At 70.4% G+C, this 22,068-nt stretch carries 13 protein-coding genes; 3 read left to right on the plus strand and 10 right to left on the minus strand.

Going from position 1 to position 22,068, the window contains the following annotated elements; translation table 11 throughout:
• Positions 1–15 precede the first annotated feature (15 nt).
• The 3 genes from A5712_RS24515 (at position 16) to A5712_RS24525 (ending at position 10,719) form a co-directional block, all read left to right on the plus strand.
• A complete protein-coding gene (locus tag A5712_RS24515) occupies positions 16–6,348 on the plus strand; it encodes a type I polyketide synthase (RefSeq protein ID WP_068111185.1) in 6,333 nt (2,110 codons plus the stop codon).
• Between the two features lie 50 nt (positions 6,349–6,398).
• Positions 6,399–9,476 (plus strand): type I polyketide synthase, encoded by a 3,078-nt coding sequence (locus A5712_RS24520; RefSeq protein ID WP_156766752.1) that lies wholly within the window; start codon positions 6,399–6,401, stop codon positions 9,474–9,476.
• Positions 9,477–9,657: 181 nt separating this feature from the next.
• Positions 9,658–10,719: a type III polyketide synthase gene (locus tag A5712_RS24525; protein ID WP_068111192.1), complete on the plus strand. Its 1,062-nt coding sequence runs from the start codon at positions 9,658–9,660 to the stop codon at positions 10,717–10,719.
• Here the strand turns inward: A5712_RS24525 and A5712_RS24530 are convergent.
• The 10 genes from A5712_RS24530 to A5712_RS24575 form a co-directional block, all read right to left on the minus strand.
• A complete protein-coding gene (locus A5712_RS24530) occupies positions 10,716–12,041 on the minus strand; it encodes a cytochrome P450 (protein ID WP_082973642.1) in 1,326 nt (441 codons plus the stop codon). The two genes, A5712_RS24525 and A5712_RS24530, sit on opposite strands and share 4 nt — an antisense overlap.
• A gap of 40 nt (positions 12,042–12,081) precedes the next feature.
• Positions 12,082–13,854, minus strand: a complete 1,773-nt coding sequence (locus tag A5712_RS24535) for an ABC-F family ATP-binding cassette domain-containing protein (RefSeq protein ID WP_068111199.1) — start codon at positions 13,852–13,854, stop codon at positions 12,082–12,084.
• Between the two features lie 7 nt (positions 13,855–13,861).
• Positions 13,862–14,572 carry a PAS and ANTAR domain-containing protein gene (locus tag A5712_RS24540; protein WP_068111202.1) on the minus strand — a complete coding sequence of 237 codons (711 nt, stop codon included), beginning with the start codon at positions 14,570–14,572 and terminating at the stop codon, positions 13,862–13,864.
• A gap of 93 nt (positions 14,573–14,665) precedes the next feature.
• Entirely contained in the window at positions 14,666–15,769 is a 1,104-nt protein-coding gene (locus tag A5712_RS24545; protein WP_068111207.1) for an enolase C-terminal domain-like protein, read from the minus strand.
• A 9-nt stretch (positions 15,770–15,778) separates the two neighbouring features.
• The gene (locus tag A5712_RS24550) at positions 15,779–16,231 is read right to left on the minus strand and encodes a hypothetical protein (RefSeq protein WP_068111210.1); all 453 of its coding nucleotides are present in this window, start codon (positions 16,229–16,231) and stop codon (positions 15,779–15,781) included.
• The gene (locus A5712_RS24555) at positions 16,228–17,229 is read right to left on the minus strand and encodes an SDR family oxidoreductase (protein ID WP_068111213.1); all 1,002 of its coding nucleotides are present in this window, start codon (positions 17,227–17,229) and stop codon (positions 16,228–16,230) included. Before A5712_RS24555 ends, A5712_RS24550 begins: the two co-directional genes overlap by 4 nt.
• 25 nt (positions 17,230–17,254) lie before the next feature.
• Complete coding sequence (locus A5712_RS24560) at positions 17,255–19,048, minus strand: glycoside hydrolase family 15 protein (protein ID WP_068111215.1); 1,794 nt, start codon at positions 19,046–19,048, stop codon at positions 17,255–17,257.
• Positions 19,041–20,750 (minus strand): GMC family oxidoreductase, encoded by a 1,710-nt coding sequence (locus tag A5712_RS24565; protein ID WP_068111218.1) that lies wholly within the window; start codon positions 20,748–20,750, stop codon positions 19,041–19,043. Before A5712_RS24565 ends, A5712_RS24560 begins: the two co-directional genes overlap by 8 nt.
• Entirely contained in the window at positions 20,750–21,493 is a 744-nt protein-coding gene (locus A5712_RS24570) for a gluconate 2-dehydrogenase subunit 3 family protein (protein ID WP_068111222.1), read from the minus strand. The genes A5712_RS24565 and A5712_RS24570 overlap by 1 nt, the downstream gene beginning before the upstream one ends.
• A 25-nt stretch (positions 21,494–21,518) precedes the next feature.
• Positions 21,519–22,004, minus strand: a complete 486-nt coding sequence (locus A5712_RS24575; protein ID WP_068111225.1) for a hypothetical protein — start codon at positions 22,002–22,004, stop codon at positions 21,519–21,521.
• Positions 22,005–22,068: the final 64 nt, after the last annotated feature.

Genomic DNA, 22,068 nt, shown 5'->3' on the forward strand with positions numbered 1-22,068 from the left:
CTTAAGGAGCACGCGGTGCCGGGCACCGAAAAGCATCTCGATTACCTCAAGCGCCTCACCGCCGATCTCCGGCGGACGCGCCGGCGCGTCCTGGAGTTGGAAGGCAAGCAGTCGGAGCCGGTGGCGGTGGTGAGCATGGCCTGCCGCTACGCCGGCGGGGTGGATTCGCCGGAAGCGTTGTGGGACATGGTGGTCGAAGGCCGCGACGCGGTGTCGGATTTTCCGACCGACCGGGGCTGGGACGTCGACGGGTTGTTCGATCCGGATCCCGATGCCAAGGGCAAGATGTACACGCGCCGCGGCTGCTTCCTGCGCGACGCCGGCGACTTCGACGCGGGATTCTTCGGGATCGGCCCCAGCGAGGCCCTGGCTATGGATCCGCAGCAACGTTTGATGCTGGAGCTCTCCTGGGAGGCGCTGGAGCGGGCGGGGATTGACCCGCTCACGCTGCGCGGCTCGGCCACGGGGGTGTTCGCCGGAGTCATCCACGCCGGCTACGGCGGCGAGGTGAAGGGCGAGCTGGAGGGCTACGGGCTCACCGGCTCGACCCTCAGCGTGACCTCCGGCCGGGTCGCATACGTGCTGGGCCTGGAAGGCCCCGCGGTGTCCGTGGATACCGCGTGCTCGTCGTCGTTGGTGGCCATGCACCTGGCGGCGCAGTCGCTGCGGTCGGGGGAGTCCGAGCTGGCCCTGGCCGGCGGCGTGACGGTGATGGCCACCCCCGCCGCCTTCGTGGAGTTCAGCCGGCAACGGGCGCTGGCGCCCGACGGCCGGTGCAAGGTGTATGCCGGCGCCGCCGACGGCACCGCGTGGTCGGAGGGCGCGGGCATGCTGCTGCTGGAGCGGCTGAGTGACGCCCGCCGCCTGGGGCATCCGGTGCTGGCGGTGCTGCGCGGTTCGGCGGTCAACCAGGACGGCGCCTCGAACGGTTTGACCGCGCCGAATGGTCCGTCACAGCAGCGGGTGATCCGCGCTGCGCTCGCCAACGCCGGCCTGAGCGCCGCCGACGTCGACGTGGTCGAGGGCCACGGGACCGGGACGGTGCTGGGGGATCCGATTGAGGCCCAGGCACTTCTGGCGACCTACGGCCAAGGCCGCGTCGAACCCCTGTGGCTCGGATCGATCAAATCCAATATCGGCCATACCTCCGCCGGCGCCGGCGTGGCCGGGGTGATCAAGATGATCCAGGCGATGCGCCACGGGGTGATGCCCCAGACGCTGCACGTGGATGTGCCTTCCCCGCATGTGGATTGGTCGGCGGGGGCGGTGTCGTTGTTGACCGAGGCACGGCCCTGGCCCGCGGGGGATCGTCCGCGCCGGGCGGGGGTGTCGTCGTTCGGGATCAGCGGGACCAATGCCCATGTGATCGTCGAGGAGCCGCCGGCGCTGGAAGGCGTTGCGGTTGAACGCGATGAGCCCCGCCAGGCGGTCGTGGCGCCGTGGGTGCTGTCGGCTCGTTCGCCCGAGGCGCTGGGCGCGTACGCGAAGCGGCTGCTGGCGCGGGTGAGCGCCGACGAGGGCCTAGACGTCATCGATGTCGGGTGGTCGTTGGCCACGACGCGCTCCGCCTTCGATCATCGGGCCGTGGTGGTGGGCGACGACCGCGTGGCGATGCAACTGAGTTTGGTGCAGCTGGCCGCCGGCGACCCCGGCCCCGACACGGTCGTCGGACGGGCGCGGGCGGCGGGCAAGACGGTGTGGCTGTTCCCCGGCCAGGGGTCGCAGCGGCTGGGGATGGGCGCGGCGCTGCACCGGCGGTTCCCGGAGTTCGCCCGCGCCTTCGACGAGGCCGCGCAGGCCCTGGACGAACACCTGCGGTTGCCGTTGCGCCAGGTGGTGTGGGGAGATGACCCGAACCTGTTGGAAAGCACGGAGTTTGCCCAGCCGGCACTGTTCGCGGTCGAGGTCGCGCTGGCCGCGCTGTGGCGGTCCTGGGGTGTGCAGCCCGATGTGGTGATCGGCCATAGCGTCGGTGAGATCGCGGCCGCCCACGTCGCCGGGGTGCTGTCCCTGGCCGACGCGGCCCAACTGGTGGCCGCGCGGGGTCGCTTGATGGGCGCGCTGCCCGCCGGTGGCGTGATGGTCGCGGTGGCCGCCAGTGAGGCCGAGGTGGCGCCGTTGTTGACCGAGGGCGTCAGCCTGGCGGCGGTCAATGGGCCCGGCGCCGTGGTGATTTCGGGCGAGGCGGCCGCGGTGGACGCGGTGGCCGACCGGTTGGCGACGCAGGGCCGGCGGATACATCGATTGGCGGTCTCGCACGCGTTCCACTCGCCGCTGATGGAACCCATGATCGATCGGTTCGCGGAGGTGGTCGGCCAGATAATCCCCGCCGAGCCGCGGATTGCGTTGATATCCAACGTGACCGGCCAGGTGGCCGGGTCAGGGTACGGCTCGCCGCAATATTGGGTCGAGCATGTCCGCGCACCGGTGCGCTTCGCCGACGGCATCCAACTGGCCGAGACGCTCGGGGCCGGGGTGTTCGTCGAAGTGGGGCCCGGTAAGGCGCTGACGGCCGCGGTGGCGCAGTCGTCGACCACCGAAGCGGTGGTGTCCGTCGCCAAAGACCGGGCCGAGGTCGAGTCGCTCCTCACCGCTGCCGCGCGCCTGTTCGCCGCCGGGGTGGGCGTGGACTGGACCGCGACGTTCGCCGGCCTCGACCCCGAACGCGTCGACCTGCCCACGTATCCCTTTCAGCGGCGCAGGTTTTGGCTGTCGGCGGAGATGGTGGGGTCACGCGATGTCGACGGCCTGGGCCTGACCGGGTCCGACCATCCACTGCTGGGCGCGGTCGTGGAGCGGCCCGATTCGGGAGAGGTGGTGTTAGCGGGCCGGCTCTCGCTCGCGGCGCAACCGTGGCTGGCCGATCACGCGGTGGGCGGGGTGGTGCTGTTTCCCGGGGCCGGCTTCGTGGAGCTGGCGCTGCGCGCCGGTGACGAGGTCGGCTGTTCGGCAATCGAGGAGCTCACGTTGTCCGCGCCGCTGGTGTTGCCGGCAACCGGCGGGGTCCAGGTTCAGGTGCTGGTGGGTGTCGCCAACGACGCGGGCGCTCGGGCCGTGTCGGTGTATTCCTCGGGTGCGCAGTCGGATTCGGGATGGGTGCTGCACGCCGAGGGCGTGTTGACGGCGCGGGCGGTGGCGCCGATTGCGGATTCCTCGGCATGGCCGCCGGTGGGGGCGGTCGCCGTCGACGTCGGCGGCGCCTACGAGGGCATGGCCGGCCGCGGCTACGGCTACGGCCCGGCGTTCCGGGGGCTACGGAGCGTGTGGCGGCGGGGAACGGAGATTTTCGCGGAAGCCGCAGTCCCGCCGGACGCGGGGGTCGCGTTGGGCGGGTTCGGGATTCACCCGGTGTTGCTCGACGCGAGCCTGCACGCTCTGGGGGTGTGCGGCGAGCAGGATCAGATCCTGCTGCCGTTCTCCTGGCAGGGTGTGACGTTGCATGCCGCGGGCGCAGCCCACGTGCGGGTCCGGATTGCGCCGGCGGGGTCGGGGGCGATGTCGCTGGAGATCGCCGATGCGGCGGGGCTGCCGGTGTTGTCGGTGCGGGAGCTGGTGGTTCGCCCGGTGTCGCCCGAACAGCTGGCGGCGGCGGGTCGTCCCGGCGGCGGCCTGCTCGAGGTCAGCTGGTCGCCGATTTCGCTGAGCGGCGATGCGACGGGCGAGCCCGCGGAGGTGTGGGAGTGTCCGGCCGGCGCCGGAAGCCCGGTCGAGTCGGTGCACGCGGCCACCGCGAAGGCGCTGGAACTGTTGCAGTCGTCGCTGGCCGCCGATCGACGCGGTCCGTTGGTGGTGTTGACCCGCGGCGCGGTGGGGTTGGCCGGCGAGGACGTCACGGATCCGGCCGGCGCGGCGGTGTGGGGGCTGGTCCGTTCGGCGCAGGCCGAGCATCCGGGCCGGGTGGTCTTGGTCGATTCCGACGGGTCGCTCGACGCCGAGTCCGTAATCGCTTGTGGCGAACCGCAATTGGTGGTGCGCAAGGGCGTCGCTTACCAGGCGCGGATGACGCCCGTGCAGTCGGGCCCCGCGCTGGAGCTGCCGGCGGGCGACTGGCGACTGGCCGCCGGTAGCGGGGGGACGCTCGAAGATCTGGTGGCCGAGCCGTGCCCCCGGGCGGAATTGGCCGCCGGCCAGGTGCGGGTGGGGGTCGCCGCGGTCGGCGTGAACTTCCGGGATGTGCTGGTGGCGCTCGGGATGTATCCCGGTGCGGCGCAGTTGGGCGCCGAGGGCGCCGGGGTCGTCGTCGAGGTGGGCCCGGAGGTGACGGGCCTGGCTGGCGGTGATGCGGTGATGGGAATCCTGGGTTTGGCGGGCTCCGAGGCCGTCGTCGATCAGCGGTACCTGGTGCGGGTGCCGCAGGGGTGGTCGTTGACCGAGGCCGCGGGTGTGCCGGTGGTGTTCTTGACGGCGCTGTACGGGTTGTCGGTGCTGGCCGGCGTGCGGGCCGGGCAGCGGGTTCTGGTGCACGCCGCGGCCGGCGGGGTCGGCATGGCCGCGGTCCAGCTAGCCCGGCACTGGGGCGCGGAAGTTTTCGTCACCGCGAGCCGCGGCAAGTGGAACACCCTGCGCGCCATGGGTTTTGACGAAGACCACATCGGCGACTCGCGTTCGCTGGAATTCGAGCAGAAGTTCTTGGCCGCCACCGGCGGGGTCGGCGTGGACGTGGTGCTCAACTCGCTGGCCGGGGAGTTCACCGACGCGTCGTTGCGGTTGCTCGCGTCGGGCGGCCGCTTCATCGAGATGGGCAAGACCGATCTGCGTGACCCGCAGGCGATCGCCGCGAGCCACCCCGGTGTGCAGTATCGGGCGTTCGATCTGATGGAGGCCGGACCGCAGCACATCCAGGAGATGTTGGTCGAATTGGTCGGGCTGTTCGAGGCCGGCGTCCTGAAGCCGCTGCCGACAAGGGCTTTCGACGTGCGCCGCGCCGTCGAGGCGTACCGGTTCGTCAGCCAGGCCCGGCACATCGGCAAAGTGGTTCTGACGTTGCCGAACCGGCCCGGCGTCGGGCTGGCCGGCGGCACGGTGTTGATCACCGGCGGCACCGGGATGGTCGGCGGTCTGGTGGCCCGTCACGTGGTTACCCGGCATGGGGTACGGCACGTCGTCCTGGCCAGCCGCCGCGGCCAAACCGCGGACGGCGCCGACGAACTGGTGGCCGAGCTGACGCGGGCGGGCGCCACGGTCCAGGTGATGGCCTGCGACGTGAGCGACCGCGCGACGGCGGCGGAGTTGTTGGCGGGGCTGCCCGAACAGCATCCCCCGTTGAGCGCGGTGATTCACGCCGCCGGGGTGCTCGACGACGCGGTGATCGCCTCGCTGACGCCCGAGCGCCTCGACACGGTGTTGCGGGCCAAAGCCGACGCCGCCTGGAACCTGCACGAGCTGACCCGGGACCTGAATCTCGCCGCATTCGTGGTCTTTTCATCGATGGCCGGCGTGGTCGGCGCACCCGGTCAGGGCAACTACGCGGCGGCCAACAGCTTCCTCGACGCGCTCGCCGTCCACCGGCGCGCGAATGGGCTGCCCGCACTGTCGGTCGCCTGGGGGCTCTGGGAACAGGACTCCGGCATGACGCAGCATCTCGGCGATCGCGACAAGGCCCGGATAAGCCGCGTCGGGCTGGCCCCGCTGTCCGGCGAGCAGGCGCTCGAACTCTTCGATACCGCCCTGCTGAGCGAACCACCCGTCGTCGTGGCCACCCGCCTCGACCGGGACGCACTCGCCCGCAACAGCGCGGCGCTACCCCCGCTGTTGAGCGGCTTGGCCAACCGCCCCGCCCGACGCGTGGTCGACCACGTCGAGATCGCGATGGCGTCGACCGGGTTGCGGGCGCGGCTGGCCGGCCTGACCCCCGAGCAGCGCCACCGCGAACTGGTGGACCTGGTGTGCGGCAACGCCGCCACGGTGCTCGGTCACAGCAGCACGGACGTCGAGGCCGAACAGCCCTTCCAAGATCTCGGCTTCGATTCGCTCACCGCCGTCGAACTGCGCAACCGCCTGAAAAACGCCACCGGGCTCATCCTTTCGCCGACCCTGATCTTCGACTACCCGACACCCGCCGCGCTCGCCGAGCATCTGGACGGCCAGCTCGCCGCGGGCCCGGGCACCGAAAAGCCCGACCCCATGGCCCGTTTCAACGACGTCGTCCGTGAACTCCAGACGCTGATCGACCAGCCCGGCTTGGACCCCGACGACAAGAAGCGCATGACGGCCCGCATCGAGATGCTGCTGACCCTGAGCACCGCACAATCCGATCCCGCCGCCCACGACGAGCTTTTCAACGACGACATCAAAAACGCCACCGAGAGCGAGCTGTTCGCCATCCTCGACGAAGAATCCGGACCCTGACCGACGCCGCACACGGGATCGTGTTGCACCACACTGATATGGAGGACGGCGTGCGCCCGGCAGACGTAGCGATCATCGGGATCGCCTGCAGGTTCCCGGGCGCCGCCAACCCCGCCGAATTCTGGCGCGTGCTTCGCGACGGAAAAGAAGTCACTCGTGTCGCCGAGGGGAAGACCCGCCGAGAAGGGCTGCTGGACAACGTCGCCGACTTCGACGCGGACTTCTTCAACCTCTCGCCGCGCGAGGCCGGCGCGATGGATCCCCGCCAGCGGCTGGCGCTGGAGCTTGCCTGGGAGCTTCTCGAGGACGCGTTCCTGGTGCCGGAGGGCCTGCGCGGAGAACAGGTCGCCGTCTACCTCGGTGCGATGAGCGACGACTACGCGGTGCTCACGCTCGACAGCGCGGAACACGTCGACCATCACTCCTTCGCCGGAATCAGCCGGGCGATGATCGCGAACAGGATTTCCTACGCCTTGGGCCTCTACGGGCCGAGCATGACGATCGATGCCGGCCAGTCATCGTCGTTGGTGTCCGTCCACGCCGCGGCGCAAAGCCTGCGCTCGGGCGAATCGAGGCTGGCCATCGCGGGCGGTGTCCACCTCAACCTCGCGAGCGAGACATCCCTGCTGGAAAGGGAATTCGGAGCGCTGTCGGAATCGGGCCACACCTACGCCTTCGACGCCCGCGCCGACGGCTACGTGCGCAGCGAGGGCGGCGGGCTGGTGCTGCTGAAGCCGTTGCGCGCCGCCCTCGAGGACGGAGACCGCATCCGCGCGGTCATCCGCGGCAGCGCGGTCGGCAACGCCGGGCACGCCGCCGCCGGGCAGACCGCTCCCTCGGTCGCGGGACAGGCCGACGTCATCCGCCGCGCCCTGGGCGACGCGGGCCTCCAACCGGGCGAGTTGGAGTATGTCGAGGCGCACGGCACCGGCACCCCGGTCGGCGACCCGGTGGAGGCGAACGCGCTGGGGGAGGCGATCGGCAAGCTCCGACAGCGCCCGCTGACCGTGGGATCGGTGAAGACCAACATCGGCCACGCGGGCGGCGCCGCGGGCATCGCGGGTTTGCTCAAAGCCGCGCTGTCGATCGAGAATGGTGCCATTCCCGCGAGCCTCAACTACGCCGCTCCCACAATGGATCTGGACGGCCTCGGGCTGCACGTCAGCACCGAACTGACCCCCTGGCCGGCGGGGGAGGGCCCGCGACGGGCAGGGGTGTCTTCGTTCGGCATGGGCGGCACCAACGCCCACGTGATCGTCGAGCAGGCGCCCGCACGCCCGGAAACGCCCGTGACCGAACGCGAGAACGGGCCGACCGTGTGGGTGCTGTCCGGCCGCTCGCGGCGCGCGTTGGCCAATCAGGCCGCGCGGCTGCACGCGCGGGTGGCCGGCGACCCGGGGCTGGACGCGAACGACGTGGCGTGGTCGTTGGCGACGACGCGCTCGGTGTTCGAGCACCGCGCGGCGCTGGTCGGTGCTGATCGCGGGACCCTGACCGAGGCGCTGGCGGGTGTGGCAGGCGGCGAGCCGAGAACCGACGCCCTCGTCGGCCGGGCGCAGGCGCCGGGCACCACGGCGTTCGTCTTTCCCGGGCAGGGCGCGCAGTCGCTCGGGATGGGGGCCGAGCTGTACGGCCGCTTCCCGGTGTTCGCCGAGGCTTTCGACGAGGCCGCCGCCGCGCTGGACGACAGGCTGCGCGGCGTGATGTGGGGCCGCGACCCGAACCTGTTGGATAACACCGAGTTTGCGCAGCAGGCGTTGTTCGCCGTCCAAGTGGGGCTGGCGGCGCTGCTGCGGCACTGGGGGGTGGTCCCCGACGTAGTGATGGGGCATTCGGTGGGCGAGATCACCGCCGCCCACGTCGCGGGCGTGTTGTCGCTGTCCGACGCGGCCAAGGTGGTCGCGGCGCGGGGCCGGTTGATGGCGGGGTTGCCCGCCGGCGGCGCGATGGTTGCGGTCGGCGCAGGCGAGGGCGAGGTGGCGCCGCTGCTCACCGACGGGCTGGCCATTGCGGCGATCAACGGCCCGGAAGCGGTGGTGATCTCCGGCGCGGAAGCCGCCGTCGGCGCCATCACCCAAACCCTGGCGGACCGGGGCAGGCGCTTCCATCGGTTGGCGGTCTCGCACGCGTTCCACTCGCCGCTGATGGAGTCCATGATCGAAACCTTCGAAGCCGCGGTGTCCGACATCTCGCCAGAAGAGCCGCGAATACCGTTGGTGTCCAACGTATCTGGGAAGTTTGCGGGACCCGGGTACGGATCCGCGCGGTATTGGGCCGAGCACGTGCGCCGTCCGGTGCGGTTCGCCGACGGAGTGCGGGCCGCCGAGGCGTCCGGGGCCGGCGTGTTCGTCGAAGTCGGTCCCGGCGGCGGGCTCAGCGCCGCGGCGGAGCAATCCCTGGTGACCGAGCATCCCGTTGCGACGGTCACGCTGGCCAAGGATCGCCCGGAGGTGGAGTCGCTGCTCATGGCGGCCGCTCGGTTGTTCACCACCGGCGTGGCGGTCGACTGGAGCGCGGTCCTGCGGCCCGGCCGGCGGATCGAGTTGCCGACGTATGGCTTTGTGCGCCAGAGGTTTTGGCTGGGCAGCGGTGCAGATGCGCCGACACCGGACGCCCCGCACGAGACGGCCGAGCGCCTACGCCAACTGCCGCCCCGCGAGCGGCGCCGCCGCCTGACCGAGCTGGTCTGCGCCCACGCCGCGGCGGTGTTGGGACATCCGGACAGCCACGCCGTCGACCCGGAGCGCGCCTTCCAGGATCTCGGGTTCGACTCCCTGACCGGGGTGGAATTGCGCAACCGGCTCAAAGCCGATACCGGGCTGGCCCTGTCGCGCACGCTCATCTTCGACTATCCCAATCCCGCGGCGCTGGCCGATTATCTCGGCCAACAACTGCTGAGCGGCGAATCCGAAGAGTCCGACGAAGAAAAGGTCTGGTCGGTGCTGAGAAAGATTCCGCTTCAGGAACTTCGCAGAACCGGATTGCTCGACAAGTTATTACTGTTGGCCGGCGACCCGGAAAAGTCGCTCGACGATTCAACGGTCACCGAGGACGCCATCGACTCCTTGAGCCCCGACGCGCTAATTGCGCTTGCCCTTGACGCGGCAGAAGGCGAAGACGTTCAATAGTCAAACTGCCGCTGGCGGAATTGATTACGCGTCGCGTGCCCACCGTAATTTGACATACGTTGAATATCAACTGGATTGCGATGCGGTGCGAAAACTCTTAAACTTCGCACGTTACGGAGTGGTTCACAGCCTCGGGTGAAAGTCTTTGCTTTCGTCCGCCCATAACCCAAAAGGTGGGCGCATGAGCGTTATTGCGGGCGTGTTCGGTGCGCTGCCACCGCATCGGTATAGCCAGAGCGAGATCACCGACCAATTCGTCGAGTTTCCCGGGCTGAAGGAACACGAGGAAATCGTGCGGCGCCTGCACGCCGCCGCGCGGGTCAACAGCCGCCACTTCGTCCTGCCGTTGGAGCGCTACCCCACGCTGACCGACTTCGGGGAGGCCAACGCGATCTTCATCGACGCCGCCGTCGACCTTGGCTGCGAGGCGCTGTCGGGCGCGCTCGACGAGGCCGGCCTGCAGCCGAAAGACATCGACATGATTGCGACCACCACGGTCACCGGGATCGCGGTGCCGTCGCTGGACGCCCGCATCGCCGGGCGGCTCGGGCTGCGTCCCGACGTGCGCCGGGTTCCGCTGTTCGGATTGGGTTGCGTGGCCGGCGCCGCGGGGGTGGCCCGGTTGAACGATTACCTGCGCGGCGAGCCCGACGGCGTCGCGGTTCTGGTTGCGGTCGAGCTGTGTTCGCTCACCTACCCGGCCGTCAAACCGACGGTGTCCGGGCTGGTGGGCAGCGCGCTGTTCGGTGACGGCGCGGCCGCGGTGGTGGCGGTCGGCGACCGTCGCGCCGACCAGGTTCGCGCGAGCGGGCCCGACATCCTCGATTCGCGCAGCCGCCTCTACCCCGACTCGCTGCAGATCATGGGCTGGAATGTCAGCTCCTCGGGGCTTCAACTCGTGCTGTCGCCGGACCTGACGACGTTGATCGATCGCTACCTGGCCGACGACGTCAACGGCTTCCTCGCCACCCACGGGCTGGGCAGGGACGACATCGGCGCGTGGGTCAGCCACCCGGGTGGCCCCAAGGTGATCGACGCGATCTCCAGGGCGCTGGACCTCGCCCCCGACGCGCTCGAGCTGACATGGCGCTCGCTCGGCGAAATCGCCAACCTCTCGTCGGCCTCGGTGCTGCACATCTTGCGCGACACCATCGCCAAGCCGCCGCCCAGCGGTAGCCCCGGGCTGATGCTCGCGATGGGTCCCGGCTTCTGTTCCGAACTGGTGCTACTGCGCTGGCACTAGGTCGATGGTGGCGACCCGCTTCGCCCGGCTACGCCGCGCTTGCGATCGCCACGAGAATCAACCACCTCGACGGTAAGTCCCGGCTTGGGCGACAGCGCCGCGAGGTTGTGCGCGCGGATGCGCTGCGGAGGCAGCCGCAGCGTGGTCCGGGCCACGAGTCGGGCGAGCATGACGGTCATCTCGGTGGTGGCCATGACCGCGCCGATGCACCGGTGCAGGCCCCCGCTGAACGGAATGAATTCGTGCGGAGCCGGCTTGCGGTAGCCCGGCGCGCCGGCGTCCCAGCGCGACGGCCGGAATTCCGTTGGCTGCGGCCATAGTTCGGGCAGGCGGTGGGTGACGTACGGGCTGAAGATCAGCAGCCGGCCCGTCGGGATGCGATGCCCGTCGAACGTGAGGTCGCGCATCACCTTGCGAGCCGAGATGACCCCGGGCGGGTACAGCCGCAGCGTCTCGTGCACGACGCCGTTGAGGTAGACCAGCGCATCGAGGTCGGCGGCGGCGGGCGGCCGATCGCCGAGCACCCGGCCCACCTCGTCAACGGCGGTGTCCCACGCGCCCGGCAAGGACAGCAGCGAATAGATGGCCCAGGCCAACGCGCCGCTGGTCGTCTCGTAGCCGGCGGTGATCAACGAAATCACCGCATCCCGGATCTCGTCGTCGCTCAACGCGTAGCCCTCATCGCCGCGCCCGTTGATCAGCATCGTCAGCATGTGGTCGTCGGGCCTGGGATCCGCACGGGCGGCGGTGATCTGGGCGTCGACGAGGTCGTCGATGCGTTTCCGCGCCGCCTCCGCCCGCCGCCAGCCCGGCGCCCGGAACCGTCGCTGCAAAGCCACCGCCTGCGGAAGCATGTGCGTCAGGTCCAGCAGGGGCTGCAGTTGTTCGCCGAGGAAGTCCGAGTGCACGGCCATGCGCTGGCCGAACAGGCTTTCGGCGGTGCTGCGCCGCACCGCCGAGCGGCACTGGCGATAGATGTCCAGCCGCTGCCCTGGCCGCCATTCGTCGATGACCGCGTCGACGTTGGCGACCATGGTCTGCACGTAGTCCTGGACCTGCAGGTGTCGCAGACCGGGCGCGACGACGCTGCGCCGGCGCCGGTGGTCGTCGCCGTCGCTGACGATCAACGCGGTGGGTCCGTCGACGATGGCGAGGTTCTCAAACGTCTCCCGCCAGCTGAACGCGTCGGCGTTGGCGAACACGAACTTGTTTGCCTCCGGGCCCAGCAGGTAGGTGTAGCCGTGGCGACCGACGCCGGAACTGATCACCGGACCCCGCCACCGGTACAGCGCCAGCAACGCCTCGCCGGGCGGGTAGCGCACCGGCCGATAGGTCTCGAGCCCGACTTCAACCATGACCCGATTATTCGAGTAGCTCCGATAGCTCCAGCCAGCGGCTCTCCGTCGCGGCGACCTCGCCTTCCAAGCCGCGCAACTCGCCCGTCAGCCGCGCCAGGCCGACGTGATCGGACTGGTCGTGCTCGGCGAGCTCGTGATGCTTGGCCGCGATCCGCTCGGCGAGGCGCGCGAGCTGACGGTCCGCCGCGGCCAGCTCCTTCTCGGCGGTGCGGCGCTCCGCGCCCGACATCCCCGAAACCGAAGCGGGCGCCGCCGAGGTCGACGCCGCAGCCGGCCGGTGCGCCGAAAGCCGCAGATACTCGTCGATGCCGCCGGGCAGATGCCGCAGCCGGCCGTCGAGGATCGCGTACTGCTGATCGGTGACCCGCTCGAGCAGGTACCGGTCGTGCGACACGACGATCAGGGTGCCCGGCCAGGAGTCGAGCAGATCCTCGACCGCGGTGAGCATGTCGGTGTCGACGTCGTTGGTGGGCTCGTCGAGCAGCAACACGTTCGGTTCACTCAGCAGCGTCAGCATCAGCTGCAGCCGCCGTCGCTGGCCGCCGGACAGGTCGCCGACCCGCGCGGACAGCTGCCCGCGGCCGAAGCCGAGCCGCTCCAGCAGCTGGGCCGGGGTGACCTCCCTGCCCTCCACCTCGTAGCCGCCGCGCAGGCCGCCCAGCACGTCGGCGATCCGGTCGCCGGCCAGTGCGTCCAGCTCCTCGCCCCGCTGATCCAGCACGGCGAGCCGCACGGTCTTGCCGCGCTTGACGCGCCCGCTGTCCGGTGACACCGTGCCGGCGATCAATCCCAGCAGCGTCGACTTCCCGGCTCCGTTGGCCCCGACGATGCCGGTGCGCTCGCCGGGCGCGATCCGCCATTCGACGTCGCGCAGCACCGGCCGCCCCGCATACGACACCGACACGTCGAGCAGGTCGACGACGACCTTGCCCAGCCGCGCGGTCGCCAGCTTGGCCAGCTCGACGGTGTTGCGCAGCGGTGGCACGTCGGCGATCAGCTGGTTGGCGGCCTCGATCCGAAACTTGGGCTTGCTCGTCCGCGCCGGCGGGCCGCGCCGCAACCACGCCAGCTCCTTGCGCATCAGGTTCTGTCGCTTGGCCTCGGCGGCGGCGGCCAGCCGGTCGCGTTCGACGCGCTGCAGCACGTAGGCGGCGTAGCCGCCCTCGAACGGCTCGACGATCCCGTCGTGCACCTCCCACGTCGCGGTGGCGACTTCGTCGAGGAACCAGCGGTCGTGGGTGACCACCAGCAGTCCGCCGTTGTTGCGCGCCCAGCGCTCTTGCAGATGGGCGGCCAGCCAGGTGATGCCCTCGATGTCCAGGTGGTTGGTGGGCTCGTCGAGGGCGATCACGTCCCACTCGCCGATCAGCAGCCGCGCCAGCTGCACCCGCCGTCGTTGCCCGCCGCTGAGCGTGGAAACCGTTGCATCCCAGGCGATATCGGACACCAGCCCGCCGACCACGTCGCGCACCCGGGCGTCGCCGGCCCACTGATGCTCCGGTTGCTCGCCGACCAAGGTCCAGCCCACCGTGCGGTCCGCGTCCAGGGTGTCGGCCTGGCTCAGCTCGCCCACCCGCAGCCCGCTGCGGCGGGTGACGCGCCCGGCGTCGGGCCGCAGCCGGCCGGTCAGCAGGCCCAGCAGGCTGGACTTGCCGTCGCCGTTTCGTCCGACGATGCCGATGCGCGCGCCGTCGTTGACCCCCAGCGTCACCGACTCGAACACGACCTGAGTCGGATATTCCAGACGTATGCCCTCGGCTCCCAGTAGGTGCGCCACCGGGCAATTATTCGAGGGTCAGCAGCGCGTGGTCGATGTGGGTCCGGGTGTCGGGCGACGCCTTGCCGGCGACGGCCTCCAGGAAGCGGGCGGCAAGGTCGCGGACCTTGAGGTTGGTTTCCTGGGACCGCCAGGCCAGGATGTCGAAGGCCCGCTCCGCGGAGATGCCGTAGGCGCTCATCAGCACGCCCTTGGCCTGCTCGATCCGGGCGCGCGCGTCGGCCACCGCCTCCAGCACGTTGGTGATGTCGGAGTGCAACGAGTCGGTGACGTCGACGTAGAACCCCGACGTGCCGATCAGGGCGCCGGTGTCGTCGAGCATCCGGTCGCCCGCCACGACGACGCAGCGGGTGTGCCCGGCGGTGTCGATGATGCGGTGCCTGCTGCTGAACGGCTTGCCGTTGACCACGCGGTCCAGCACGGCGGCCACGCGCTCGCGGTCCTCGGGGTGCTTGTGTTGCAGCAACAGCTCGGTGGTGGGCTCGACCTGTCCCGGCTCGTAGCCGTGCATGCGCGCGACGGTGTCCGACCATTCCCAACGCTGGCCGTCCAGGAAGAACCGGAACCTGCCCACCCGCTGCGGCTCGCCCAGGCCCAGCACCAGGTCGAGCGCGCCCAGCTCGCCCTCGTGCACCACGTCGGACATCACCGCCTCCGGCGGCGAGCCGCCGGCCCGCCCATTGCGACGTTGACCGGTGTCATCCTCGTTCACAGTCATCGCCCGTCTCTCCCGGAATGCTTTCGTTTTTGCCTTATCAATGCCCGTTTTCGGGCACGTTCAAGCACGCCGGGGCCGCGCGAAATCCCTCGATCAGCTCACCCGGTACTGCTCGGCGTCGGCGCGCTTGAATTCCAGCCCCAGCCCCGGCCGGTGCTGATCCGGCCGCAAGGACCCGCCGTCGGGCGGCAGGGCACCGTCGAACAGCATGTGCTCGATGCGGTGGTGGTCGTGGAAGTACTCCAGGTGCCGCAGGTTGGGAATCGCGGCGGCGACGTGGGAGTGCAGGTTCGGTGCGCAGTGTCCGGACACGTCGACGTGGTAGGCGGCGGCGACGGCCGCGGCCCGCTGGAAGTCGGTGATGCCGCCGCAGCGGGTGACGTCGATTTGCAGGCAGTCGACCGCGTCAGCCGCCAGCATCCGGCGGAAGTAGGTGAGGTCGTAGCCGTACTCGCCGGCGGTGACGTCCGGCGTCACCTGGTCGCGCACCTCCCGAAGCCCGGCGAGGTCGTCTGAGGAGACGGGTTCCTCGAACCAGGTGACGTCGTGCTCGGCCATGGCGTGGGCGACCCGGATCGCCTGCTTGCGTCGATAACCCCCGTTGGCGTCCACATACAGTTCGACGTCGGGCCCGATCACCTTGCGCGCGAGCGCGATTCGGTCCAGGTCGCGGCGCTCGTCGGAACCCGAAGACTCGCCGATCTTGATCTTCACGCGGGGGATTTTCCAGTTGTCGACCCAGCGCTCGAGCTGCGCGCGGGTGGCGGTGTCGTCGTAGGTGGTGAAGCCGCCGCTACCGTAGATCGGCACCTCGGGATGCACGACGCCGAGCAGCCGGCACACCGGCAGATCGAGCAGCTTGCCCTTGAGGTCCCACAGCGCGGTGTCGACCGCCGAGATCGCGCAGGACACCAGGCCCGGGCGCCCGCTGTTGCGGACCGCCCTGACCATTGACTCCCAGGCGTCGTCGACATCGAGGGCGCTGTGTCCCTTGACCGCGCTGGCGAGCGGCCCGGTGATCAGCTCGCGGCACGCGCCGGCGGCGTACGTGTAGCCGAGCCCGCGCCGGCCGCCCCCGACCACCTCGGCCAGGATCAGCGTGGTCGACGACCAGGCGAAGGTGCCGTCGGCTTCCGGCGCGTCGGTCGGGATTTCGTAGGCCTGCGCGGTGACCTCGTCGATGCAGGCGTCCAGCATGCGGTCCTCCTAAGTCCTGAGGGCGGCTCGAACGTCGCCCGGCAGGGTGTACCCAGCAACCGTTTCGGCGATCCGGTGGCGCAGCCGGACGAGCGTGGCCAGCGCGTCGCCGGTCGGCGCGTCCGCCACCGCCGGCGTCCGCCGGGCCTGGGCGGCGCCGGCGACGGCGAACAGGCCGGCGGTCGCGGCGCTCAGCAGCGTGAGCCGCCGGGCGCCGCGGTCCACGGCCGCCCAGCCGAGCATCGTGATCGCGTGCACGAAGTCGACCTCGGCACCCAGCGCGACGCTCACCGCGTCGGGCCTGATGTCGGTCGCCGCCGCCTGCGTCAGCAGCCGCGCCCCCAGGATGCGGGTGACCGCGCGCTCCCGACGGGTCGCCGGCTTGCCGGACGCCAGCCGCAGCAGCGAACTCGGCGCGGCGAGGAGCACCAAGCCGTAAACGATTCGCGCCCAGGCCGTCATCGCGCCCGCCGCAGCGCCAGCAGCGCACCCAGCCCGAGCCCCAGCGCACCGGTGCCGCCGACGAGCGGATGCTGGGACAACCACACCTGCGGGCTGTGGGTGTGGGCCTTGTCGTCGAACTCGCCGTGGGCGCCGTGGTCGCTCCCGGACTCGCCATCGACGGGCTCCCACAGGTTGTGCGGCCGTCCTCCGTTCACGCGTTCGTCGGTCTGCTGCGAGTCGTATCCGGTGCGACCGAGGTAGCGGTCCAGCAACGGCGCGACGAACTTCTGGGCGAGCAGGGTGACCGCGGTGCTGTCGCCGACCCAATACTGTTTGCGCCCTGGATGATCCGCGGCGTAGGCGACGCCGCGCGCGGCGACCTCCGGCTGGTAGATCGGCGGCACCGGTTGGGGATGCCGGGGCAGGCGGGACAACACCCAGGAGAACTGCGGGGTGTTGACCGCGGGCATCTGCACGACGGTGATCCGCACGTTCGAGCCCTCGTGCAGCAGCTCGCAGCGCACCGATTCGGTGAACCCGTTGGTGGCGTGCTTGGCGCCGCAGTAGGCCGACTGCAGGGGGATGGACCGCTCGCTGAGCGCCGAGCCGACCTGCACGATGGTGCCGCGATCGCGCGGCCTCATCTTCGCCAGCGCCACCATGGTGCCGTGCACGTAGCCGAGGTAGGTCACCTCGGTCACCCGTTTGAACTCGTCGGGCTTGATCTCGTGGAACGGTGCGAACACGGACGTGAACGCGACGTTGATCCAGGTGTCGATGGGGCCGAACGTCAATTCGACCTCGTCGGCGGCGGCCGCGACGGCCGAGTAGTCGGCCACATCCGTCGGGATTGCGAGCGCCTTTCCTCCGCCGGCCTCGACGTCGCGCGCCGCGCCCTCCAGGCCGGCGGCGCCGCGCGCCAGCAGAGCGACATTGGCGCCGCGGCGCCCGAACAGCTGCGCGGTGGCGCGGCCGATGCCGGCGCTGGCCCCGGTGATCACTACGGTTTGTGTCATAGCGTCTGCCTTTCGTCTTGTCCGGTCAGTCGTGATGGACGGCGTCCTCGGCGAGGGTGGCCGTGCATTCCAGCAGCAGGGCGTGCGCGAATGCCTGCGGCAGATTGCCGCGCAGCTGTCGCTGCCTGACGTCGTACTCCTCGCAGAAGAGTCCGGGCGGCCCGCAGGCGGCGCGGTTGCGTTCGAACCAGCGCATTGCGCAGTGGGCATGGCCCAGTTGGTGTTCCGCCAGGGCCATCATGAATCCGCAGAGCAGGAAGGCTCCCTCGGCATCGCCGAGGTCGCGCTGGTCGTGCCGGAAGCGGTAGACGAACCCGTCATGGGTGAGTTGTGCGCGGACGGCGTCCAGTGTGGCGCGGGTGCGCGGGTCGTCGGCCGGCAGCGCGCCGCGTACCGGGGCCAGCAGTAGCGACGCATCGACCCCCGAAATCCTTGGGCTGCGTTGCCAGTAGCCGTCCTGTGGGTGCAGGCTCTTGCCCGCCGTGTCGGCGAGGATGGCGTCGGCCAGCGAGGCGGAGGAGGAAACCTCCGCGCCACCGCCGGCCACCTTGGCGATGGCGCGCAGCCCGGCCACACATGCCAGGCGCGACTGCGTCCAGTACTCGTCTTCGAGCTCCCAGATTCCCGCATCCGGCTCGCCCCAACGCTTTTCGATCGCGGCGATCGCCGTCTGGGCGGCGCGCCAGCCGTCCGCATCGAGCCGATCGGCGGCGGCGGCTCTGGCCAGCAGCTGCAGCGACTCGCCGAAGACGTCGAGCTGGAACTGTTGGTTGACCCAATTGCCGACCTTGTCCGTGCCGCCCGGGTAACCCGGCAGGTCGAGCGCTTGTTCGCTGGGAACGGGGGCGCCGCTGACGGTGTAGGCGGGCTTGAGCTTCGGGCCGTCGTCGAGCAGCCGGCCACCGACGAACTCGACCGCCCGGTCGAGCAGCTCGGTTGCGCCGACGGCCGCCGCGGCCATGCCGGCGTACACCTGGTCGCGGACCCAGGCGTAGCGGTAGTCGTAGTTCTGGTTGGTGTGCGCACGTTCGGGCAGGCTCATCGTTGCGGCCGCGACCATGCCGCCACCGCTGCTGGTCAGACCGCGCAGCACCGCATAGGAATGCCGCCCGTCGCGCGGGGCGATGGTGCAGCCGAGCTCTGGCATGCTGCGCTGCCAGGCGGCCGCGGTGGCGTCCCAGGTGGTGTCGGGGTCGGGCGGCCGGTCGGGCAGTTCCTGTTCGGACAACTCGAGCACTAGGTCCTGGTGCTGGCCCTCGCCGATGGTGATCTCGCAGGTAAGTAGCTCGTTGCGGTCACGCGAGGAACGCCCCGCGCGCGCGTCAGCGCCGCCCGACCACCGCCAGCGCAGCCGTCCCGATCGGCCGCTCCATACCCCCTCGTGGAGGCTGAGCTTCCCCGTGCCGTGCCGACCGAATTCCGCGCTCGGCCGCAACAGCACGCGCACGCGCGCGGTCCCCTGGCAGCCCATCAGCCGACGCAGCAGCACCACCCGATCGGGGTCGCCCGGAAAGGCCAGCGCCTCACGGCATTCCACGATGCTGTCTCGGGTGATCCAGCGGTTGCGCCAGATCAGGCTGCCCGGTTCGTAGTAGCCGCCCCACACGTGCCGCGGATCGGTCGGGGTGATCGCGTATACCCCGTCGCCGCCGATGAGGTCGGAGAAGACGGCGTCAGAGTCCCAGCGTGGCGCGCACATCCACGCCACGTCGCCCTGCGGGCCGATCAGCGCGCCGCGCTCGCCGTCGGCGAGCAGCGCATACTCGCGCAGCACCCGCGGCGCGTACGCCGCGTCGATGTCGATCGTCTGCTCAGCCACGCGCCGACACCTTCGACCGCCCACCGACGGCACCGGCCGCGCCGGCGGGAATCTTGCCTCCAGCCATCCGCTCGGCCAGCCGCGAGGCCAACGCCATGATGGTGAGCGCCGGGTTCGCCGAGCCCTGCGTCGGGCAGACCGACCCGTCGGCGAGGAACAGGTTCGGCACGCCCCACACGCGGTGATCGGAGTCGACGACCGAATTCTCCGGACTGGTCCCCATGCGGGCGCCGCCGATCAGGTGCGCGAAGCGCTCGATGGTGAGCTTGTCCTGGGCGCCGGCAGCATCGAGGATGTCACCGATCACCTTGGTGGAGTGGGCCATGTTGGCCTTGTCGTTGTCACAGAGGCTGTAGTCGAACCGGGCCACCGGAAGGCCGTACGGGTCCGTCTCGTCGGCGAGGGTGACCCGGTTGTCCGGCCGGGGCAACAGCTCGTTGAGGACGCCGATGGTCGCCCAGTGGTTGTAGTCACGCATGTACTCGCGCAGCGCGCGGCCCCAATGCCCCTCGGCCATCACGTGTTCGGCCCAGCCGATGGGCATGGGCGACACGGTCTGGATGGAAAAGCCGCGGGCGAATCCCCGCGCGGGGTCCGTCTCGTAGAACTGTTCGGAGGACACCTCTGGCGGAGGCGCCTTGTACATCCGGACCTCCTCGGACCACCGGCCCGCCGACTGCGTGGCGCCCTGCACCATCACGTAGCGCCCGACCTGATCGTCGTTGTTGCCCAACCCGTTCGGGAATCGGTCGCTGACGGAGTTCAGCAGCAGCCGGGGCGTTTCGATGGAATAGCCCGCGACGGCAACGACTCTGGCGCGTTGCAGGCGTTCGGTGCCGCCCGCCTCGTCGTAGTACACCACCCCACGCGCGGCGCCGTTCTCGTCGAGTTCGACGCGGGCGGCCATGCAGTTGGCGCGGATCTCCACTGCGTGGGCCAACGCGTCCGGCAGGTGTGTGACGTACGGGCTGGCCTTGGCGTTGACCTTGCAGCCCTGCAGGCAATAACCGCGGTAGATGCAGTGCGGGCGATTGCCGAAGGTACCGTTGACGATGCCGACGGGCCCGACGCGCATCTCGATGCCGAGTTCCATCGCGCCTCGCCACAATTTGGCGGCCGCCCCCGAAATGGGATGGGGGGCAAAGGAATAGCGGTGCTTGTGGCCCCATGGCCAGTCCTGGCCCGCGACCGGCAACTCGAGTTCGACGCGCTCGTAGTGCGGGCGGATGTCTTCGTAGCCGATGGGCCAGTCGGCCCCGACCCCGTCGAGGGTGCGGGTGGCGAAGTCGCTGGGGTGGAACCGCGGGCAGTAGCCGGCGTAGTGCACCATCGAGCCGCCGACCCCACGCCCGGAGTTGTTCTTGCCCAGCTCGATCGGGTCGTCGCCGCCGATGATGCGCTTCTGGGTCCAGTACAGGTCGTGCGAGCCGGCCTCGTCGGAGACCCAGTCCTCGTCGGGATGCCAGAATGGTCCGGCCTCGAGGATCACCACCCGCCACCCCGCGCGGGCCAGCCGCTGCGCGAGCACCGAGCCGCCCGCGCCGGCGCCGACCACCACCAGGTCGACCTCGTCGTCGTCGCGATAGCGACACATGGTCTTCTCGCCGGGCAGGTCGCGGGAATGGACGTCGAGCAGGAAGCGGGAGTCGTTGTCCTTGGGCCCCACCGCTCCCTTGAGCACACCACGCAGGAAGTCGCCCATCACAGCTCACCGCTTTTCACGATCGGCACGGGATCCTCGTCGGTGGCGCCACGGGTCTCGAAGGGCTCGCGCGCCGCGGCCGGGCCGCTGGCGCCGCCGAGACGCATGAACCCGCGCGGGTAGGCGGGCCCGCCGAAGCCGATCTCGTTCCAGGCCCAGGGGTGGGAGTAGAAGCCCGACAACGTCATTCGCATGCACACCGACCAGGCGCGCTTGACGTTCAGGCGCTCCCAGACCCCGCCCTCGAGCTCGCCCTGGGAGAACTGCTCGATGATCGCTTCGCGGGCGGCGGGCTCGGCTTCGGCGAACGTCTTGCCGTAGCGGCGGACGGCCGTCTCGTCGAGCGCGCGCAGCACCAGTCGCCAGGTGTCGCGGTCGTCGGGCATGTCGGCGTACTGGTAGCCGTCGAGGCGTCCGCCGGCAAGCTTGGAGTCGACCGACTCGGCCACCGGCACCCGCGGCTCACTGTCCTGCGCCAGCACGGTGTCACAGAACGCGCGCAGGCAGGGTTCCTGCTCGGCGGTGAAGAACCGCAGGGGACCGGGCGGTTCCAGCCGCGCCAGGACCACCTTGCGGGTGGCGTCGTCCCACGTGTCGGCGGTCTGAAGAACGTCGAAATCGGGGTAGCGCCCGATCATTTGGGGCGTGGTGCCGCGGCGTTGCGTCGGAAGCCACGACGGGTGCGGCGGCTGGCGGTCGGGGCGCAGGTTGGGCAGGTGGTCGGGGAGAGAGGTGTCGGCCATCGTGAAAGTCCCTCGCAATCCGGCGTTATCGCCGGAACCGTTCGCGGCGCAGGATCGAGGCCAGCAGGCCCATCCCGCCGACCATGCACATCAGCCCGGGCGCCGCGATCGGCGGGCCCATCGGCACGTTGTAGGACGCGTTCTTCCACCCGCCCGGTTTGCGGGCGACGCCGCGGGCGTGCAGGTATTCACCCATCAGCCCGTTGGCCGTGTAGACGCCCGCGGTGATCGGCAGCCAGATTTTGGCCCAGCGGCGCGAGAACACCCCGCCGATTCCGGCGACGACCACCGGCGGGGTGACGACGATCGGGCTCCACATCCATTTGTTGCCGAAACTGGCCTTGTAGTGCTCGAAATAGATTTCCGCGGTGGTGACGACGGCCGCGATTGCCGTCAGCCCCGACAGGGAGCGTTCGAAGCGACCGTGCGCGACGTCGTACAGCGCGCGCTCGGTCACCTGCCCTGCACCGCCGCCGCCCCGGCGCCGTCCGGCGTTGTCCAGCAACATCATTTGAATCCCTCTTCCTAGGGTCGGCCGGGCCTGCGACCCGGACTGAACGCGTCGTGAGCTGTTT

The organism is Mycobacterium sp. E2327 (genome assembly GCF_001672675.1).
In the GTDB taxonomy this organism is placed as follows: domain Bacteria; phylum Actinomycetota; class Actinomycetes; order Mycobacteriales; family Mycobacteriaceae; genus Mycobacterium.

Coding starts and splice junctions, on each gene's coding strand:
- A5712_RS24570 (WP_068111222.1), bottom strand. CDS start 21,493: ATGGCCGACACCTCTCTCCCCGACCACCTGCCCAACCTGCGCCCCGAC.
- A5712_RS24555 (WP_068111213.1), bottom strand. CDS start 17,229: ATGACACAAACCGTAGTGATCACCGGGGCCAGCGCCGGCATCGGCCGC.
- A5712_RS24565 (WP_068111218.1), bottom strand. CDS start 20,750: ATGGGCGACTTCCTGCGTGGTGTGCTCAAGGGAGCGGTGGGGCCCAAG.
- A5712_RS24575 (WP_068111225.1), bottom strand. CDS start 22,004: ATGATGTTGCTGGACAACGCCGGACGGCGCCGGGGCGGCGGCGGTGCA.
- A5712_RS24540 (WP_068111202.1), bottom strand. CDS start 14,572: ATGACTGTGAACGAGGATGACACCGGTCAACGTCGCAATGGGCGGGCC.
- A5712_RS24525 (WP_068111192.1), top strand. CDS start 9,658: ATGAGCGTTATTGCGGGCGTGTTCGGTGCGCTGCCACCGCATCGGTAT.
- A5712_RS24550 (WP_068111210.1), bottom strand. CDS start 16,231: ATGACGGCCTGGGCGCGAATCGTTTACGGCTTGGTGCTCCTCGCCGCG.
- A5712_RS24545 (WP_068111207.1), bottom strand. CDS start 15,769: ATGCTGGACGCCTGCATCGACGAGGTCACCGCGCAGGCCTACGAAATC.